This is a genomic window from Nocardia mangyaensis (assembly GCF_001886715.1).
Taxonomy (GTDB): domain Bacteria; phylum Actinomycetota; class Actinomycetes; order Mycobacteriales; family Mycobacteriaceae; genus Nocardia; species Nocardia mangyaensis.
This window is the reverse complement of sequence record NZ_CP018082.1, coordinates 85,395-102,673: the sequence shown is the minus strand read 5'-3', so window position 1 is coordinate 102,673 and position 17,279 is coordinate 85,395. Positions and strand designations below refer to the sequence as shown.

Sequence of the window (17,279 nt, the reverse complement as noted above, 5' to 3'; positions counted from 1 at the left end):
GTCGACGAGAATCCATTCAGGGGAGAAACAAGCATGACCGCAGGGATCACCGGGGTGTTCTGGCTGCCTCGCATGGCAGAAGTCAACTCCACCACCCTCAACGCGGGCGCTCACGCGATTCCGATCTCGGCCGCCGCCACCTCGTGGGGCACGCTGGCCGCGGCCTGGGGTGACGCCACCTTCACCATCACGCGCGTCATCGCCGAGGTCGGCGTCGGCCTGCAGGGCGTCAACGGCGTCGCCGTGCTCGCCAAGCTCGCGCCGTTCCTCGGCTGGACGAGTCAGCAGGGCGTGCTGGCCGCGGCCATGGGCGCCAAGTGCACGGCCAACGCGACCGCCTACACCGTCGCCTCGATCGCGATGCCGAGCCTGCCCGAGATCATCGCGACCAACGGCGCGGTCGTCGCCTCGGCCAACCCGGCCGGTGCCGCCTCCGGCGCGTTCGCCGCCGCCGAGGTCGCCAAGACCGCCATGGACATTCGCGCCGCGCTGGTGATGGAGACCTACGAGGCCGCCACCACCGCCACCGTGACCACGCCGGGCGAGTTCCAGCAGCCGCCTGCCATCGCGCACGGCGCCGGTACCGCCCAGGGCGATTTCGGTGGCGACCCGATCCAGACCGCGGTCGCGGCGGCCCAGGCCTTCGTCACCAACCCCGGCGTCGTCAGCGCGGCCACCCAGGCCGCGAATGTCGCGGGCGGTGTGGTCTCCAGTGGTGTCGGCACGGTCGGCAACATCGGCGCCACCGCGCTGACGGCCGCTACCAGCGGGGCCACCATGCCCGCCGCCGCGGCGGCTCCGGCCGCGATGGGTGTCGGCGCGGTCGGTGCCGCCGCCGGTGGTCTGGCGACCACCTCCGCGGGCGCGTCGCTCGCCGGTGGCGGACTCAAGCTGCCCGACGGGTGGGGCGCCCCGGCGTCCAGCGCACCCGCGGCCGCGCCGGTCGCCGATTCGTCGGCCGCCCGCGTGGACAGCGCCGCACGTCCGGCCGCTCAGGGCGCCAACCCGCTGCTCGGTAACCGCGCCGCGACCAAGGGCGAGGACGACGACGAGCACGACGCCGTCGACTACGGCAGCTCGAACGAAGCCTTCACCGATGGCCGCTACGCCGCCGAGGGCGTGATCGGCGCCGATCTCGCCGGAACGGCCAAGTGACGGTTCTGGGCGCGGGCAGCGGAGGTTCGCTGCTCGAGGCCGTGGTGCTCTCGCTCGACGACATGCAGTTCCTCCTGGAACACCTGCAGTTCGACGAGATGCCCGTGGTGCTCGACGCCATCGGCCGGTACGACAACGTCACCGAGCACGACGCCGCGATGAAGGTCGCCGAGGCCGCGCTCGTCGAACGCGAACTGCTCTCGCGCGACGCGGTGGCGCCCGAGCTCGCCGAGCGCCTTCGGGTGCTCTACCGACCGCAGTGGGTCATCGAGATGCGGTGGGTGGTCGCGGGCCAGGTCAACCGATTCTGTCTGGCGCAGGGCGAGGACCGTGCGGTCGTCGCCCTGCGCGGGCCGACGTCCTACGTCATCGACGATGCCGGGCTGGATCTGCCCGGCGCGGTGCTGCAGGCGCTCGGGCCCAGCGAGGCCCTCGAGCTGTACGGAATGAACGCGCCGACCGACGATCTCGCGCCGCTGTTCAACGACACCGGTGACGCGGCCGCCACCGCGCAGCGCCTGAGCAAGGTCGGCAATCCGGCGACCGATGCCCAGGTGCTCGCCTCGGCGCTGGTGGAGATCCACTCCTACGCCGAGATCGTCGGCATCGCCTACGGTGACGGCACCCGCGAGATCCAGGACAACCACATCGCCGTGTTCAACACGCGTGGTGGCAGATTCATCATCACGGCCAGCGTCGCCGACGACGGCGTCAAGTGGTCGTCGATGGCCACCGGCAGCCCCGCGCGCCTGCGCACCGCGGTGGCGGATCTCATCGAGTCGCTGCCGGTGCGCGCGGACTTCCCCATCGTGCCCGCCGACAATTGAGCTGACGGCGAGCCGCCGCCTCACCCCATCGGGTCGTCGGCGGACGGCTCGGCCTTGACCGTGAACGGTGGGGTGAACCGACCCCACCGAACGCACTCCCAGCCGCCGTCCTCGGTGGGGAGCAGCTCGATCGTCTCGGTGTTGTCGAGGTGATTGTTCGTCGTGAACGGCGGCGCGACGCCCGAGAGCGCTTTGCCGACCAAACGCATGGCGGCGCCATGGTTCACGACCAGCACATCACCGTCGGCCTCGCCGGTCAGGAACTCCTCGCGCAGCCCGGCCAGCACCGGCAGGATCCGGTCGAGCACGTCGTGGCCGGACTCACCGCCGGGTGTCCTGATATCGAGCTCGCCGAGGTGCCAGCCGCGATACACCTGCTGGAACAGTTCGTGCGCGGCGCGGTCGGACCGGCCGTGCAGCTGACCGACCTGCACTTCGAACAGGCCGTCGAGCACCTGCGCGCCGATCCCCGTCGCCTCCTCGATATGACCGGCGGTCTGGCGTGCCCGCAGCGCCTCCGAGGTGACCAGCACCTGGGGCGGGCGGATCAAGCTGGCGCCGAACGCCTTCGCCTGTGCCACACCGCGTTCGGTCAGCGGCAGGCCGGGCACCCGCGTGTCGAGGATGCGCGCGACGTTGCCCTCGGTCTCGCCATGGCGAACCAGCACCAGCTTCGGACGGGTGATCATAGGTCCGCGACCCCCTTTCGCAATTGCGTCAACCATTCTGCCGCCGGCTCGTCGGAGGGCGGTGGGGTGCCGACCGCCGCCGAGGCGGGCCACGAGCCGAGGTACCGGATGCGCGCCGTGCGATGCAACGCCTTCAGCGTCTCGGCCACCGCCGGGTCGTCGATGTGGCCGACACAGTCGAGATAGAACCGGTAGGTGCCCATGCCCGTCCGGGTCGGCCGCGACTCAATGCGCGTGAGATCGACACCGCGGGTGGCGAATTCGGCGAAGGCACGCATCAGCGAGCCGGGCTCGTTCGGCAGTTCCAGCACGATCGAGGTGCGATCGGCGCCGGTGGCCTGCGGGGCGACCCCGGGACGGGTCACCAGGACGAACCGGGTGATCGCCTGCTCGTGATCGGCCACCTTGTCGGCGAGCACTGTCAGGCCAAGGCGCTCACCCGCCAGCGCCGTCGACACCGCGGCGTCCGCGGTCCCGGCGGCCACGTCCTCGGCGGCGGCCGCGTTCGACGCCGAGACGAACGGGTGCGCCTCGGGAAGGTGCCGCGCGACCCACTCCCTGACCTGCGCCGCCGCCACCGGATAGGCCGCCAGCGAGCGCACCTCGGCCAAGGTCGTGCCGGAGCGCGCCAGGATCGTGAAACTCACCTCGAGCTCGGTCTCGGCGACGATCTGCAAGCGCGGCCCGACAGCCAGCGAATCCAGCGTCGCCGGAATCGAACCCTCCACCGAACTCTCGATCGGCACCACGGCGCCGTCGACCGTGCCGGCGCGGATCAGATCCAGTGCCGCCCCCTGACTGGGCGCGGCGACGCGCTCGACCGGGCCGTGGAAGGCCCCCGAGTTCTCGAACTTCGCCAGAGCCATCTCCGTGAACGTTCCGGACGGCCCGAAATAAGCAATAGACGGCACTGTGTGATTTTAGCTGTGTTTGTTTGGCGGCTGGCGCCGCTGGGTTTTCGGCCCTGGGGGCCTCGCACCCGAAGGGCGATACTGCGCCTTCGGCGTTACGTCTCGCCCTTCGGGTGCGAGGCGGCCGAAAACCCGTTGTGGGCGCGTGGGGTAGCGACGAGTTGGGGAGGTGGAGGCTCGCTGCTGGTTTCCGGGGACTCGGGAGTCAGGCGTCGACGACCCGCAAGGCATCGACCACCTCATGCGCTGCCGGCGATTCGATGGCGAGCAGGACGGTGCGGGTGGCTTCGATGGCGGCTGGTTTGAGGGATCTCAAGAAGGTGAGGTCTGGGGCGGTGAGAGCGGTCGGGATGTCGTCTCCGCAGAGGGCGGCGACGGTGGCGGCGAGGACGGCGAGGCCGCGGGGACCGTTGGTGGTGACGGCGACGAAGCCGTGGTCGGCGTGGGCGATTGTGGCGAGGTAGGCGGCGAGGGCGGGGTCGGGGATGTCGACGTCGACGCGCTCGACCGGGTCGGGCGTGCCCCCCGGGGGGCGGACAAGTCCGGCCACCAGGCTGCGGCGGGCGGGGGCCGACAGGCTGACCAGGACCGGTTCGGCGGTGGGGGTCTGGTGGGGGTCGCCGTGGTCGTCGTGCGTCATCGGACCACCGTAGATCCACATCGTCGCGTGATTCGCCGCGGTGCCCTCTTGCGCCGAACGGATTTGTAACTTAGCTTAGGTTTACCTAATCGACAGTTCGCGGAGGTTGCCATGTCGAGCCCCACCACGATTCTCGCGCCGACCACCGCCGAGCGTGTTCGCAGTGCGTGTTCGCACGCGGAAACGGCGGTGCTCGCGCTCCCCGGCATCGACCCGGTGCCGACCACGCTGCACCACCTGCGCCGGTGCGGTGACGCGGTCGTCGCGGTCCCGGCCACCTCGATCGCGGCGGCGCTGGCGGCCACGGCGAACGAGACCTCGGCGGTGCTCGAACTGACCGATCACGCGCCGCTACCGCTGCGCGAGCCGGTCCGGGCGCTGGTGTGGCTGCGCGGCTGGGTGCGGCAGGTGCCGATGCAGGCCCAGCGCGCGCTCGCGATCGAGATCGCCAAGGAGTTTCCCCATCCGGGCCTGCTCGACGTGGGGCACGGGGTCACGCTGCTGCGGGTGGTGGTGAACTCGGCGGTGCTGGCCGACACCTCCGGCGCCGAATCGGTCGACCACGCCGACCTGCGCGCGGCCAGCGCCGACCCCTTCTGCGAGATGGAGGGCGCCTGGTTGCAGCACATGGCCGAGGACCACGCCGATGTGGTGGCGCAGCTGTCGCGTCATCTGCCGACCCGCCTGCGCGGCGGGATGGTGCATCCGCTGGCCATCGACCGCTACGGCCTCACGCTGCGAGTCGAGAGCCCCGAGGGCGACCACGATGTGCGGCTGCCCTTCGCCACGCCCGCCGACGACATCGAATCGCTGAGCAAGGCCGTGCGCATCCTGGCGGGCTGCCCCTTCCTGAACGGCCTGCGCCGCATCTGATCTTCGGCCACCCAGGCCCACGAACCTGTCCTCGTCGAGATCGCTGCCTACACTGCGCGGCATGCGCGTCGATCCTCCGGACACCCAGTTGAGCGAGCGGGACAGGTTCGGCCTTCGAGTCGAGATCGCGGTTGTGCTGTTCGTGACCTTCGGGTTGAGCGGGATCAGTGCTGGTCTGTCCCTGCTGGATTCGGCGGTCTCGCCGGGTGGGCTCGGCGGGCGGACGGTGGCGCTGAACGCCTCGCGCTCGAACAATTCGTTCATCGATCTGCTGTTCCAGCTCGTCGGGATCACCCGCCTGCTGGCCTGGGCGGCACTGGGGTTGTATCTGCTGTGGCGCAGCGGGATCGGGCCGCGGCTGATCGGGCTGGCGCGGATCAGGCGCCCGGATATCGTGCCCGGACTCGTCTTGGCCGCGGTGATCGGACTGCCGGGGCTCGCGCTGTATCTGATCGCGCACGCGATGGGGGTGAGCGTCACCATCGTGCCCAGTTCGCTGTCGGAGCACTGGTGGCGGTTGCCGGTGCTGATCCTGTCGGCGTGCGCCAACTCGGTGGCCGAGGAAGTGGTGGTGGTCGCCTATCTGATCACCCGATTGCGCCAACTCGGTTGGTCGGAGAACCGTTCGCTGCTCGCCTCGGCCCTGCTGCGCGGCAGCTACCACCTCTATCAGGGGCTCGGCGGTGGACTCGGCAACATCGTGATGGGGCTGATCTTCGGCCGGTACTGGCAGCGCACCAACCGCCTGTGGCCGCTGATCCTCGCGCACGCGCTCATCGACGCGGTCGCCTACCTCGGCTACAACGTGCTGCGCGGACGGGTCGGCTGGCTGCCATAGACACGGCGTGTCGCGGCGAGTTTCGCCACACCACCGCGTTTCACGCTAACGCGAGTGCCCGCTCGGGGTATCCAGTAGTGACCCAGCGCGCATCCACGGACCGCGCACCCCACGATCAGTAGAGTCTTCTGGTGATGAACGGCGACGACCCCCGCGGGGGAGCTTCCAGACGCCGGGTGCCGCCGGCCTCGGGCCGCCCCGGTGACCTTCCCCTGCCGCCGCCGGGTCGTGCCACCGCACCTCGCCCTGGTCGCCCGCTGCCACCTGGCAACGATCCGACCGCCCGCCACGGCAGTCCCCCGCCGCGTCGGCCACCCCCGCCCGATGGCGCATTCCCCCGTCGTGGGGATCCGCCGCCGCGTCGCCCCTTGCCCCCGGACGGCCCGACCGTGCGGCACGGTCAGCCGCCCGCGCGTCCGGCCTCGCACATCGAGCCCACCCAGGTCCTGCGCCGCGACGGGTCGGGCGATCAGCCGCTGGCCTACTCGCAGATGCCGCGCGAACACGTCAAACCTCGTCAGCCGCACGCGCCGCCGCAACGACCGGTGCCCCGTCGCGAACCGGTCCGGCACGCGCCGACTCAGCGACCGGTCCCCCATCACGACAGCCTGCCGCCCCGGCGCACCCCGCCACCCGGCGATGCCGGCCGTCAGCCGATGCCGCGGCGACGGCGCAGACGTCATCCGTTCCGGTGGTTCATGCTGGTCGTGGTGCTGGTGATCGTCGGTTTGGTGGCCGGGATCGTGCACCTGGACAACGCGCTCACCCGGATCGACGCGCTCACCTCCTACTCCGACCGGGTCGGCAACACCCCGGGCACCAACTGGCTGCTCGTCGGCTCCGATGGGCGCGGTGATCTGTCCTCGGAGCAGGAACAGGAACTGGCGACCGGTGGTGACACCGGGCCCGAACGCACCGACACGATCATGCTGGTGCACATCCCCAAGTCCGGGCCGACCACGATGGTGAGCCTGCCGCGCGACTCCTATGTGAGCATTCCCGGCTACGGCAGGGACAAGCTCAACGCGTCCTTCGCCTTCGGCGGGCCACCGCTGCTGGTCCAGACGGTCGAGCAGGCGACCGGTGTGCGCATCGACCACTACGCGCAGATCGGTTTCGGCGGGTTCTCCGGTGTCGTCGACGCGCTGGGCGGGATCGAGATGTGTCTCGACGAGCCGATCGTCGACCCGCTGGCCGGGCTGGATCTGCCCGCCGGCTGCCAGGAGCTGTCCGGCCCGCAGGCACTCGGCTTCGTGCGCACCCGTGCGACGCCGCGCGCCGATGTGGACCGGATGAACAACCAGCGCATGTTCATGTCGGCGCTCCTGCAGAAGGCGACGAGCACGAGCACTCTGCTCAATCCGTTCGCGCTGTGGCCGATGGCCACCGGGGTGGCGGGTTCGCTGAAGGTCGACGAGGGCGACCACATCTGGAACCTGGCCGCGCTCGGCTGGGCGATGCGCGCCGAGACCGTCACCACGACGGTGCCGATCGCCGGTTTCGACGAGACCGACGTGGGCAATGTGGTGCTGTGGGACAAGGCGCGCGCCTCGGACTTCTTCGACGCGATCGCCAAGGATCAACCCATCCCCGAGGATCTGCTGACCCGGTAACGTCGATGGCATGTCCGAGGACCGTTCGTTCAACGCGTTGCTGCGCGACCAGATCCGGCACGGACTGACCACCGCGCAGCAATATCTGTCGGCCGCCGTCTATTTCGACGGCAAACGCCTACCGGAGCTGGCCGCGCAGACCTATGCCCGCTCGGCGCAGAACCGCGGGCACGCGATGCGGATGGTGCAGTATCTGCTCGACCGTGATGCGCCGGTCGCCATCGGCGGCCTCGACGAGGTGCGCTCGGAATTCGATTCGCCGCGTGCCGCGATCGCCTTTCTGCTCGACCGCGAACAGGCCACCACCGCGCGGATCAGCGCGCTGGCCGCGACCGCGCGCACCGCGAATGATTTCCTCGGAGAACAATTCATGCAGTGGTTCCTGGGCGAGCAGGTCACCGACGTCGCCGAGATGACCACGCTGCTCGCCGTGCTCGATCGGGAGGGGAACCTGTTCGATGTCGAGGAATTCATTCGCCGGGAACTGGCGAGCGCCGTGGCACCGGACAGCTCCGCGCCCCGAATGGCCGGTGCCACTTAGGAAATACTTGGTTAGGGAATACTGTCCTCAATAAGGCTGTACTTGGATGACAACCCCTTGTGACCAGGGCTAATGTTGCCAACATGTCGATTCATCCGGAAGCCCCGCGCAGCAAATTCCACACGTTGCTCCAAGATCAGATCCGGCATGAGTTCAATGCCGAGCATCAGTACATCGCCATTGCGGTGTGGTTCGACAACGCCGATCTGCCGCAGCTGGCCAAGCGCTTCTACGCGCAGTCGGTGGAAGAGCGAAATCACGCGATGATGATCGTTCAATACTTCGTCGACCGCGATATCACTGTCGACATCTCCGGCATCGACGCGGCCAAATCGCAGTTCGAGAACGCCAGGGAGCCGATCGCGCTGGCCCTGGCCCAGGAGAAGACGGTCACCGACCAGATCATCCAGCTGGCCAGCACCGCCCGCGAGGAAGGCGACTACCTCGGCGAGCAGTTCATGCAGTGGTTCCTCAAGGAGCAGGTCGAGGAAGTCGCCAGCATGACCACGCTGCTCAACATCGCCGACCGGGCCGGGTCGAACCTGTTCGACCTCGAGGCCTTCATGTGGCGCGAGCTGAGCACCCCGAAGGACACCTCGGGCGCCCCGCCGGTCGCCGGCGGCAGCGTCTGATTGTCACACCGCACCTGGATGCGGCTCGCGGGCAGCGAGCCGCATCCGGCGTGTGTCAGCGCAGGGTGACCTGACGCGAGCGCAGACCGTCGCGCGAGCGGCGTTCCCCGCTGGTCATCGGGGCGTCCGAGGCCAGCGCCTCGGCCAGGCGCGCGCCGAATTCACGGGCGGGCGTTTCCCATTCGGTGGGGTGCAGTTCGGGATCGAGGTCGAACACCGGCACCAGCAGTCCGTGCGTCCGGAACGATCCGGCGAAGCGCGAACCCTCGCCCATGTGCAGGCCACCGGCCGCGTGCAGGCGAGCCAGCGCCAGCATCAACGCGTCCTCGTCCTCGGGACGCACCCAGCGCACATGCGCCTTCTCGCCCGCGTCGACCCACCAGGCCGCGCCGACCGCGTCCGCGCCCAGATCCAGTCGCGCCGAGGGCATGATGGCTTGCTTGGCCTGCTCGATCGTGGCCGCTACCTGCGCGTCCGGAGTGACGCCCTCGGGCACCCACCAGTCGAAGTCCTGGTGCACGGTCAGTTCCAGGTCGGCGCCGGGATCGATGACATCGGCCAGGCGCGGCCCGCCATCGGCGGAATCGGCGGACTCCAGCGACTCGCCCGGCTCGGCCGACTGGGTCCACAGGATCGCCGCGGCGATATCGGCCGAGGCGTCGGTGCCCTGGAACTGCAGCTGCGTGCCGACGAAACCGACCGGCTCGTCCCCGGCGCGCACCAGCGCGGCCACCGCACCGGGCAGCACCGTCGCCAGGGTGACCTCGCGCTGCGCGGCCACACCGGGCGCGAGCTTCAAGGTCGCGGTCGCCGAGGGCACGAACTCCCGCAGCGCCACCAGATCACATTCGGCAGCAAGCCCCTCGAACGGCCGCGTCACGGCCGCAGATGCCTGCTCCTGCGCCGCACGCCGCTCGGCGAGACGCTGAGCCCGATTACTGTCGGGCTTCGGACTGTTCCGCTTGCTTTTACCCACGGCACGGAGTCTAGGGCGACCCCCCACAGCACCGCCCACTCCCCCACCCACCGCCCCCGCACCCCATCACCACACCGCCAGGCATGACCGAACTCCTGGTACACACCCCGAATCCACCATGACCGCCCGATCGGCAGGACCGCCCAGGATGCGCACCCCGAACGCGCCGGCTCTCCAACAAACCCAACCCCGCACATCCCGACCCCGAGGAGGGATCGCCGCGCAGCGGCGGTTCGCGCCCGTCCCGCCGGGGGCACGAACTCGAGCGCGCCAGCGCTCACGCCAACAGAGCCTTCGTGCGGGCCGGGTGGTTGGTGGCGATCCAGCTGACGCCGAGGTCGGCACACAGTTTCACGTCGTCGGGATCGTCGACGGTCCAGCAGTAGGTCGCCCGGCCCGCCGCGGCGGCCTTGTCGACGAGTTCGGGATGTTCGCGCAGCGTTTTCACCGACGGGCCGACCGCGGTCGCGCCGACCGTCGTCGCGGCGGATCCGCCGAGGAAGCGGGAGGACTCGCCGAGCAGCACGGTCGGCAGCAGCGGCGCGGCGCGGCGGATCCGCCAGACCGCGGTGGCCGCGAACGACATCACCACCGCGCGGGAGTGGTCGGCCGAGGCGGGGGTGGCGATGCCGAAGCGCTGGAGTTCGGCCAGCACCTTGTTCTCCACCAGCGCGCCGTAGCGCACCGGGTGCTTGGTCTCGATGAACAGCTTCGTCGGCCTGCTGCGCCAGTCCAGGACCAGGCCGATCAGGTCGCTGAGGGCGAGGACACCGGAGGGTGCGTCGGCGGTGCCGAAGTTCATCTCGCGCAACTCGTCGAGGGTCAATTCGCTGACCAGGCCGGTGGCGTCGGAGGTGCGGTCGACGGTGCGGTCGTGCACGCAGACCAGGTGCCCGTCGCGGGTCAGCCGAACATCGCATTCGACCCCGTCGGCACCCTCGGTGAGCGCCAGCTCGTAGGCGGCGAGCGTGTGCTCGGGGCGCGCCGCCGACGAGCCACGGTGCGCGACCACGAACGGCGCGCGATTGCCCTGGGTCACTTGGCCACAACCTCCTGGTGCGTATTCTCGTCCGACGCATCGGAATCCGCGTGTTCCGGCTCATCCTGCCCGGCTATCGACGCTCCCGGCTCGACCGGAGCGATCACCACCTCGGCGGGATCGGCGGCCATCACCCAGCGCTGTGCCGACCGCGGCGCGCCCCGCAGATCACGGCCTTCGAGCAGCCGGACCGTCCACAGCGTGAGCACCGCGAACGCCGCGGCGCACAGGTCGGTGAAGGCGGTGAAGGAGACGCCGTCGGCCTCGGCCTGCAGGGTGCCCGCGTCGCGCCACACGGTCGCGGCGACCAGCAGCACTCCACTGAATACCCAGGCCGCCCACCAGAGACGCACCGCGCGCAGGGCACGCGGGTCCGGGTCGGGGCCGAGCAGTTCGGTGAGGAACACCCCGGGCCAGATCAGATTGACCCCCGGCACCAGAGAGCCCAGGATCAGGCTCCAGCGTCGGCGTGGGTCGCGGCGGCCGCGCGCGGCGAACGCGCTCGTGCGCGCCTCGATCAGCCAGGCGACCAGAGACAGCGCCGTGGCCAGTGCGAGGAGCGGGGCGAGGATGCCGAAGACGAGCACCGTGGCATCGGAGATCCACAGCAGCCAGCCGGGGATGAGCCGGGTGCGGTTCTGCAACAGGATCAGGTATCGGCCGTATTCGGCGATGCCGGCGAGCACGAAGGCCAGCGCGGTCGAGGCGAGCCACAGGTCGCGCGCGGCCGCGATGCCGCGCAACGGACGTGGCGTTGTCTCGGCCGGTGCGGGCGGCGGATCCAGCAGGCCCCAGTGCGGGGTCTGGGTGTAGCGCGGGGTCGGGCCGAGCGGCGCCGGTGTGGTGGTCGTTTCGCCACGGCGGGAGCGGTGGTCGGGCCTGCGGGCTACCCAGCGGTAGTTGCGCTGGGCGGCGGGCGCGTCGACTTTGCCCGGCGACAGCAGCACGCCGCGGCAGCGCGGGCACCAGTGCATCGGCGCGCCCTGCACGGCCCACCGCGCGCCACAGCGTGCACATGGTTGCACCACCGAACTCACCCGCGCACCCCGTTCCGACTAGTAGATCTTGGCTTCGTGCTCGCCGTCGGCGACCACGGGACGACCGGTCTGCTGCCAGGCGACCATGCCACCGGCCACGTTCACGGTCTCGTACCCGATGTGGGCCAGGTACCGGACCACCTCGATCGAGCGGCCGCCCTGTCGGCAGATGACGTAGAGCTCGGCGTCGATGTCGATCTCGTCGAGGCGGGCGGGGACGTCGACCATCGGGATGTGGATCGCGCCGGGCGCGTGCCCGAGCTCCCATTCGTCGGGTTCGCGCACGTCGAGCAGCTGGGCGCCGGGGGCCGGTTCCGCGTGGTCGAACGCGGCGGGTACCTCACCCACCGGCACCGTGGGGACATCGGAGCTCGTCACGCCTCGATCCTGCCATGGGTGCCCACGAGGCGGGGCGGGGCTGGGCGAGGTCGGCGGACGGATCCCGGTTATCCACAGAATCCACAACTTGATCCACAGGTCTCAGCTATCAGTCAGCACACAATCGTGAGGCAGGGGCTATCGCGGGAGGTGGCACCGGGAAAGCCAGCCGGGAAACGACCGATCCGGGACTCCCCTCCATGTCATCCCGGAGCGGTCGTTCGCCGCTGACGTCGGGATTCCGCGGTTGCATCGGTCCCGACATCTACTTGGACGCGAGCCAGCCCGTTTCGGTTCCATAAAAACGAGATCACTAGTGAAAATCCTAAATCCTGGGATATGGGCGGTCGGATCGGTAGCCTGGGCGCATGAACACGAGCAGGGGGCTACTCGACAGTTTCGACATCAACGGCCTGAACACCGCTTTGTCCGAATCCACCTGTCTCGGGGTAGAAGTGGACACTGCGGCCGGACGGCTGCAACTCGCGCTGGAGGTGCTGACGCTACCCACCGACGGACCCGCACCCACCGACACCAAAGTCCTGCTCACCTTCACCGGAGTCACCCGGGTCGCCGCGTCCCTGCGCATCCAGCGCTGGGACGACATCGACCCCCGCGTACTCCCCCTCACCCTCGACCAGCTCGACGATGCCATCGAGAGCTTCGGCGGCGGCGGGCTGCACGGCTGGGAGTTCATCGACCTCGACGACAGCGGCTGGACCCTGTGGAGCGAGCTGCTCAGCTTCGACACGGTGCTCGACCAGCGCATCGCCGCCCACGTCATCGAGTTCTCCCAGGAGGAGGGCATCGACCCGCGCGAGCTCGACGTGCGCGTGTGGTTCGACAAGATCACCGTCACCGACCTGGCCGGGCAGGAGATCCCGATGGCCGAGTTCATCGAGGGTGGCCGGCGCTGGTGGGCCGCTCACGATTCCGGTGACGCCCGCGCGACGAAAGCCGATGTGGCGCCCCCGCTGTAACGCGCACACGTCCGCGGCGCGAGCCCCCATGTCCCGGGAATGCGGAGCCACGTGTAGTCAGTTGCAGCAAGCGGGTGTACGAATGATGGTTGGTGTGCTCGATCGGATGGGCGCACACAGCCCGACACAGGAAAGGGACAACGTGGCCGAGTACACGCTGCCGGATCTGGATTACGACTACAGCGCATTGGAGCCCCACATCTCGGGGCAGATCAACGAGATCCACCACTCCAAGCACCACGCCGCCTACGTCGCGGGCGCCAACGCCGCACTGGAGAAGCTGGAAGCCGCCCGTGAGACCGGCGACCATGCCGCCATCTTCCTCAACGAGAAGAACCTGGCCTTCCACCTGGGTGGCCACACCAACCACTCGATCTGGTGGAAGAACCTCTCCCCCAACGGTGGCGACAAGCCCGAAGGCGACCTCGCCGCCGCGATCGACGACCAGTTCGGTTCGTTCGACAAGTTCCGCGCGCAGTTCACCGCGGCCGCCAACGGCCTGCAGGGCTCCGGCTGGGCCGTCCTGGGTTACGACACCCTGGGCCAGAACCTGCTGACCTTCCAGCTGTACGACCAGCAGGCCAACGTGCCGATCGGCATCATCCCGCTGCTGCAGGTCGACATGTGGGAGCACGCCTTCTACCTGCAGTACAAGAACGTCAAGGCCGACTACGTGACCGCGTTCTGGAACGTCGTCAACTGGGCCGACGTGCAGGACCGCTTCGCCCGCGCAGTCTCGCAGGGCAAGGGCCTGATCTTCTGATCCGCCTCCCCCCGACTTCTGCCGGTCGTGGGTGGCCCGACGGTGCGCTGTCGGGCCGACGGTCGGGTACGCCCTGAGATCTGGGCGTACCCGGTGAGTTACCCATGTTCGAACGAAATCAGGCATCCCGCGAAAGACCTCCCGGCTACGGCAGGGGGGTCTTTTGCATGCCATCTCCGTTCTCCTAGCACTCAGTGGTACTTGTGTGCCAGGGGGGGTTGGGGTTATTCCTGATCTACACGGGCAGCGCCGCCCCCGGGCATCGGGAGGCCATCATGACGACTCAGGGTCCGATCGGGATCACGCCATTTCAGGCGCGCGGTCAATTGCGGGGGTTCGTGGTGTCGGGGCGCTGGCCCGACACCACCAAAGAATGGGCGCAGGTGTTGGTGCTCGCCGTGCGGGTGGCGTCGATGCCGGGGCTGCTGCTGACCTCGACGGTGTTCGGGGTGCGGGAGGAACTGCCCGATGATCCCGAGCCGGGCACGGTGGGGCTGGTGCTGGCCGAGGGGCCGATCCTGGGCGAGGAGGCGATCGAACCGGGTCGCTTCGCCGAGCATGTGCCGCCCGCGTTGCTGATGCTGCATCCGCCCTCGGAAACGCGGCCGTCGTTGCCCGAGTGCGTGGGCGCGGCGTCGGGGTGTGTGTTGTTGCCCGGCGTGCCGCATCTGGGGCTGGAGCATCGGGCAGCGTGGGCGGAGGCGGAGCTGGACGGAACGGTCACCTCGCTGGTGAGCCGGGTCGGGATGGATCTGATCAGCGATCCCGACACCGCGGTGCTCGCGATGTTGCTGGCGGCCTGAGGCTTTCCCGAGAGCGGGTTGGCGAACGCCCGGCAACGGGACGCCGGACCGCCCGAATGCGGGAACCCGAACTATTCCCGCCGCTCAGCCAAACTTATTGCGCCCATTGCTATTTCGACAACCACGGACTGGCATATCCAGAGCAACCGGGCTAGGGTGGACAGCAGCGAAGGGGAGTAGCCCGCAATCGCGCAGTCGACATACTGATCGCCGCCGGATTCGGCGCGGTCCGGCTGCGCGAACCGGAGACCACCGGTGGGCGAGACCTTCGGCCACGAACCGATCCGTCGACCGGTGTGGCTGAGGGCGCACCCGTCTGTCAGCCACAGGCCGGAGTTGTCTCCTGGGAGCTGAATCATGATCGCCACGATCCTGCTGAGCTTCGGTGTGCTTTTCCTCGCCGAGCTCGGTGACAAATCGCAGCTGATGGCGCTGACCTTCTCGCTGCGTTATCGCTGGTGGGTGGTACTGGCCGGCATCAGCGTCGCCAGCGTCGCGGTGAATCTGATCGCCGCCGGGGTGGGCCATTTCCTCGGCGCCGCGCTGCCGGCGAGTGCCATCGCGGTGGTCACCGCGCTCACCCTGCTCACCGTCGGCCTGTGGACCCTGCGCGACGCGCTGAGCAACGCCGACGAGTCCGGCGACACCCCACCGCCGAGCACCCGCAACGCCTTTCTCGTCGTCATCTCCGCGTTCATGCTCGCCGAACTGGGCGACCGCACCATGTTCGCCGCCGCCGCGCTCGCCGTCGACAACAGCTGGCTCGCGGTCTGGATCGGCGCGGTGGCCGGCATGGTGGCCGCGGGCGCCCTCGCCATCGCGGTCGGCAAGTTCGCGGGCAAGCACCTGCCCGAACGGGGCATCGCCATCGCCTCCGGCCTGCTGTTCCTGTTCTTCGCCACCAAGACTCTGCTCGATGCGTTCGCCACCGGTCTCGACGGCTGGACCTCGGCCGGTCTCGCGCTCGTGGTCCCCGTACTGGTCGGCGCCGGTATCGGTGCGTGGAAGCTCGCGCCTCGGCCTCGGGCCGAGATGACCGAGGCCGATCAGTCGGCGAAGGCGTTGCCGTAGACCGTGCCGGATCGCCGGGCCAGGGCGATCAGGTGGTCCTTGAGTTCCCAGAGGCTGGCCAGGTCGTCGGCGGCGATCTTGCCGGTGACCATCGCGCCGATCGCGGCGGCCAGGGTGGCGCAGGCGAATTGCTGTTCGGGGGTCTGGGCGCCGAGCATCGTGGCGACCACGGCGACGAAACGGTGTTGCAGTTCCATCCGCGCCTTGATCGCCGTGGGACCGGCCGCGTAGACCTCCACCAGGAACAGCCGCGCCGAGGCGGGGTCGTCGATCATGTGGCCGAAGTAGGCGGTGAGGATGTTGTCCATCCTGGTCAGCGCGTCGACGTCGTCGGTGATCGAGTCCTGCAGGCGCTCGGCCAGCAACTGGGAGGCCCGGTCGAAGGCGGCGGCGAAGCAGTCCTCCTTGGAGCGGAACAGTTCGTAGAAGGTCTCGCGGGAGACTCCGGCGCGTTTGAGCACAGATGCGACCGGGGTGTTGACATAGCCGCCCTCGGTCATCGCCTCGCCCATCGCGACCAGAATGCGCTCCCGCTGGGAGGCGACGACTTGTTCGCGCGTGAGATGGTGACGTCCGCGCGGAAGTTGACGCCGGATGGCTGCCGAATCACTCATCGTCGTTCCATTCTGTGCGGTCGGGCAGGCTGCGGGGTGGTGAATGGTGCGTCCTCGGTGCGGGCGATCTCGACCGCGCGGGCGACCCTGGCCCCGAGCAACCGTTGTACCAGCAGTTGTGCCAGCGGGCGCAGGGGCAGGACCAACGCCACCCACCAGGGCGAGACGACCGTCTTGCGGCGGCGCGCGATCGCGCGGTGCAGCGCGGCGACCGCGGGCCCGATCGGTGAGACACCGGTGAGGCTGGTGCCGTCGAGCCCGCTGCGCACGGCGGCCGTCCCGAAACCACGACTGGTCATCTCGGTGTCGATCTCGGCGAAGAAGCTGACTCCCACCCTGGCGCCGGTGTGGCGCAGTTCGCAACGCAGCGTGCCGGCGAGCGCCTCCACCGCCGCGGCCGACGCGCTGTAGGCGCCCGCGAGCGGCAGTTGAACGGCCGTGGAGATCGACGACATCATGAGCACGTACCCCTTCGCGTGCGCTACATGCGGGCCCGCCGCGTGCACGGCATAGGCGACGCCGAGCACATTGACCGCGAGCGTCTCCTCCAGCACCGACGGATCACCGCCGACCATCGCCATCTGCTTGGCGATCCCCGCATTGGCCACCAGCACGTCGAGTCCGCCCAGTTCGGCGACCAGCGCCGCGACCACTCGTTCGACCTGGGCGCGATCGGCCACATCGCAATAGCGCCATGGCGCGTCGCCACATTCGGCGGCCACCTCGGCCATCAGTTCCGGTTCGAGCCCGAGCAGGGCGACCTCGGCCCCGTGCGCGGCCAATCGGCGCGCCAGCGCCGCCCCGATTCCGCGTGCCGCCCCGGTGATCAAGATCTTGCGTCCGGCCACCGAAGGACCGGAGATCGAACTCATGACGGCACGCTACCACCGCCGAACAGT

Annotated in this window: 20 protein-coding genes; 11 read left to right on the top strand and 9 right to left on the bottom strand. The window is 69.4% G+C overall.

The features are described 5' to 3' along the window. Positions 1-33: 33 nt before the first annotated feature. Positions 34-1,155, top strand: a complete 1,122-nt coding sequence (locus BOX37_RS00500; protein WP_071925726.1) for a PPE domain-containing protein — start codon at positions 34-36, stop codon at positions 1,153-1,155. Further along, positions 1,152-1,982: an ESX secretion-associated protein EspG gene (locus BOX37_RS00495; protein ID WP_071925725.1), complete on the top strand. Its 831-nt coding sequence runs from the start codon at positions 1,152-1,154 to the stop codon at positions 1,980-1,982. The genes BOX37_RS00500 and BOX37_RS00495 overlap by 4 nt, the downstream gene beginning before the upstream one ends. 20 nt (positions 1,983-2,002) lie before the next feature. On the opposite strand, the gene BOX37_RS00490 is transcribed toward BOX37_RS00495, so the two are convergent. The 3 genes from BOX37_RS00490 to BOX37_RS00480 all read right to left on the bottom strand — a co-directional run bounded on the left by BOX37_RS00490 (position 2,003) and on the right by BOX37_RS00480 (position 4,222). Continuing rightward, the gene (locus tag BOX37_RS00490; protein ID WP_071925724.1) at positions 2,003-2,671 is read right to left on the bottom strand and encodes a histidine phosphatase family protein; all 669 of its coding nucleotides are present in this window, start codon (positions 2,669-2,671) and stop codon (positions 2,003-2,005) included. Next, positions 2,668-3,582, bottom strand: coding sequence for a prephenate dehydratase (gene pheA, locus BOX37_RS00485; RefSeq protein WP_071925723.1), 915 nt, complete (start codon positions 3,580-3,582; stop codon positions 2,668-2,670). Before pheA ends, BOX37_RS00490 begins: the two co-directional genes overlap by 4 nt. 205 nt (positions 3,583-3,787) lie before the next feature. Then, positions 3,788-4,222, bottom strand: coding sequence for a hypothetical protein (locus BOX37_RS00480; protein WP_071931063.1), 435 nt, complete (start codon positions 4,220-4,222; stop codon positions 3,788-3,790). Positions 4,223-4,333: 111 nt separating this feature from the next. Here BOX37_RS00480 and BOX37_RS00475 point away from each other — a divergent pair, with 111 nt between their 5' ends. From BOX37_RS00475 to BOX37_RS00455, 5 genes are all read left to right on the top strand, one after another. Then, positions 4,334-5,095: a DUF2470 domain-containing protein gene (locus BOX37_RS00475; protein ID WP_071925722.1), complete on the top strand. Its 762-nt coding sequence runs from the start codon at positions 4,334-4,336 to the stop codon at positions 5,093-5,095. A 61-nt stretch (positions 5,096-5,156) separates the two neighbouring features. Further along, positions 5,157-5,933: a CPBP family intramembrane glutamic endopeptidase gene (locus BOX37_RS00470; protein WP_071925721.1), complete on the top strand. Its 777-nt coding sequence runs from the start codon at positions 5,157-5,159 to the stop codon at positions 5,931-5,933. Positions 5,934-6,424: 491 nt separating this feature from the next. Beyond that, on the top strand, positions 6,425-7,546 hold the full coding sequence (locus tag BOX37_RS00465; RefSeq protein WP_206045842.1) for an LCP family protein: 1,122 nt from the start codon (positions 6,425-6,427) through the stop codon (positions 7,544-7,546). Between the two features lie 10 nt (positions 7,547-7,556). Next, positions 7,557-8,087 carry a ferritin gene (locus BOX37_RS00460; protein WP_071925720.1) on the top strand — a complete coding sequence of 177 codons (531 nt, stop codon included), beginning with the start codon at positions 7,557-7,559 and terminating at the stop codon, positions 8,085-8,087. Positions 8,088-8,170: 83 nt separating this feature from the next. After that, the gene (locus BOX37_RS00455) at positions 8,171-8,719 is read left to right on the top strand and encodes a ferritin (protein WP_071925719.1); all 549 of its coding nucleotides are present in this window, start codon (positions 8,171-8,173) and stop codon (positions 8,717-8,719) included. 55 nt (positions 8,720-8,774) lie between these two features. On the opposite strand, the gene BOX37_RS00450 is transcribed toward BOX37_RS00455, so the two are convergent. From BOX37_RS00450 to BOX37_RS00435, 4 genes are all read right to left on the bottom strand, one after another. Beyond that, positions 8,775-9,695, bottom strand: a complete 921-nt coding sequence (locus BOX37_RS00450) for a DUF5926 family protein (protein ID WP_071925718.1) — start codon at positions 9,693-9,695, stop codon at positions 8,775-8,777. Between the two features lie 277 nt (positions 9,696-9,972). Then, positions 9,973-10,734 carry a glycerophosphodiester phosphodiesterase gene (locus BOX37_RS00445; protein ID WP_071925717.1) on the bottom strand — a complete coding sequence of 254 codons (762 nt, stop codon included), beginning with the start codon at positions 10,732-10,734 and terminating at the stop codon, positions 9,973-9,975. After that, positions 10,731-11,762, bottom strand: coding sequence for a DUF4328 domain-containing protein (locus tag BOX37_RS00440; RefSeq protein WP_240505154.1), 1,032 nt, complete (start codon positions 11,760-11,762; stop codon positions 10,731-10,733). The genes BOX37_RS00445 and BOX37_RS00440 overlap by 4 nt, the downstream gene beginning before the upstream one ends. A gap of 27 nt (positions 11,763-11,789) precedes the next feature. Then, positions 11,790-12,149: a rhodanese-like domain-containing protein gene (locus BOX37_RS00435; RefSeq protein WP_084759350.1), complete on the bottom strand. Its 360-nt coding sequence runs from the start codon at positions 12,147-12,149 to the stop codon at positions 11,790-11,792. 368 nt (positions 12,150-12,517) lie between these two features. Between BOX37_RS00435 and BOX37_RS00430 the strand changes: the two genes are divergently transcribed. From BOX37_RS00430 to BOX37_RS00410, 4 genes are all read left to right on the top strand, one after another. Beyond that, positions 12,518-13,129 carry a hypothetical protein gene (locus BOX37_RS00430; protein WP_071925715.1) on the top strand — a complete coding sequence of 204 codons (612 nt, stop codon included), beginning with the start codon at positions 12,518-12,520 and terminating at the stop codon, positions 13,127-13,129. Between the two features lie 142 nt (positions 13,130-13,271). Next, positions 13,272-13,892 (top strand): superoxide dismutase, encoded by a 621-nt coding sequence (locus BOX37_RS00425; protein WP_071931060.1) that lies wholly within the window; start codon positions 13,272-13,274, stop codon positions 13,890-13,892. Between the two features lie 275 nt (positions 13,893-14,167). After that, entirely contained in the window at positions 14,168-14,695 is a 528-nt protein-coding gene (locus BOX37_RS00420; protein ID WP_071925714.1) for a peptidase, read from the top strand. A gap of 357 nt (positions 14,696-15,052) precedes the next feature. Continuing rightward, positions 15,053-15,766 carry a TMEM165/GDT1 family protein gene (locus BOX37_RS00410; protein WP_071925712.1) on the top strand — a complete coding sequence of 238 codons (714 nt, stop codon included), beginning with the start codon at positions 15,053-15,055 and terminating at the stop codon, positions 15,764-15,766. Here the strand turns inward: BOX37_RS00410 and BOX37_RS00405 are convergent. Continuing rightward, positions 15,742-16,380 (bottom strand): TetR/AcrR family transcriptional regulator, encoded by a 639-nt coding sequence (locus BOX37_RS00405; RefSeq protein WP_071925711.1) that lies wholly within the window; start codon positions 16,378-16,380, stop codon positions 15,742-15,744. The two genes, BOX37_RS00410 and BOX37_RS00405, sit on opposite strands and share 25 nt — an antisense overlap. Then, positions 16,377-17,252, bottom strand: a complete 876-nt coding sequence (locus BOX37_RS00400; protein WP_071925710.1) for an SDR family NAD(P)-dependent oxidoreductase — start codon at positions 17,250-17,252, stop codon at positions 16,377-16,379. Before BOX37_RS00400 ends, BOX37_RS00405 begins: the two co-directional genes overlap by 4 nt. Positions 17,253-17,279 lie beyond the last annotated feature (27 nt).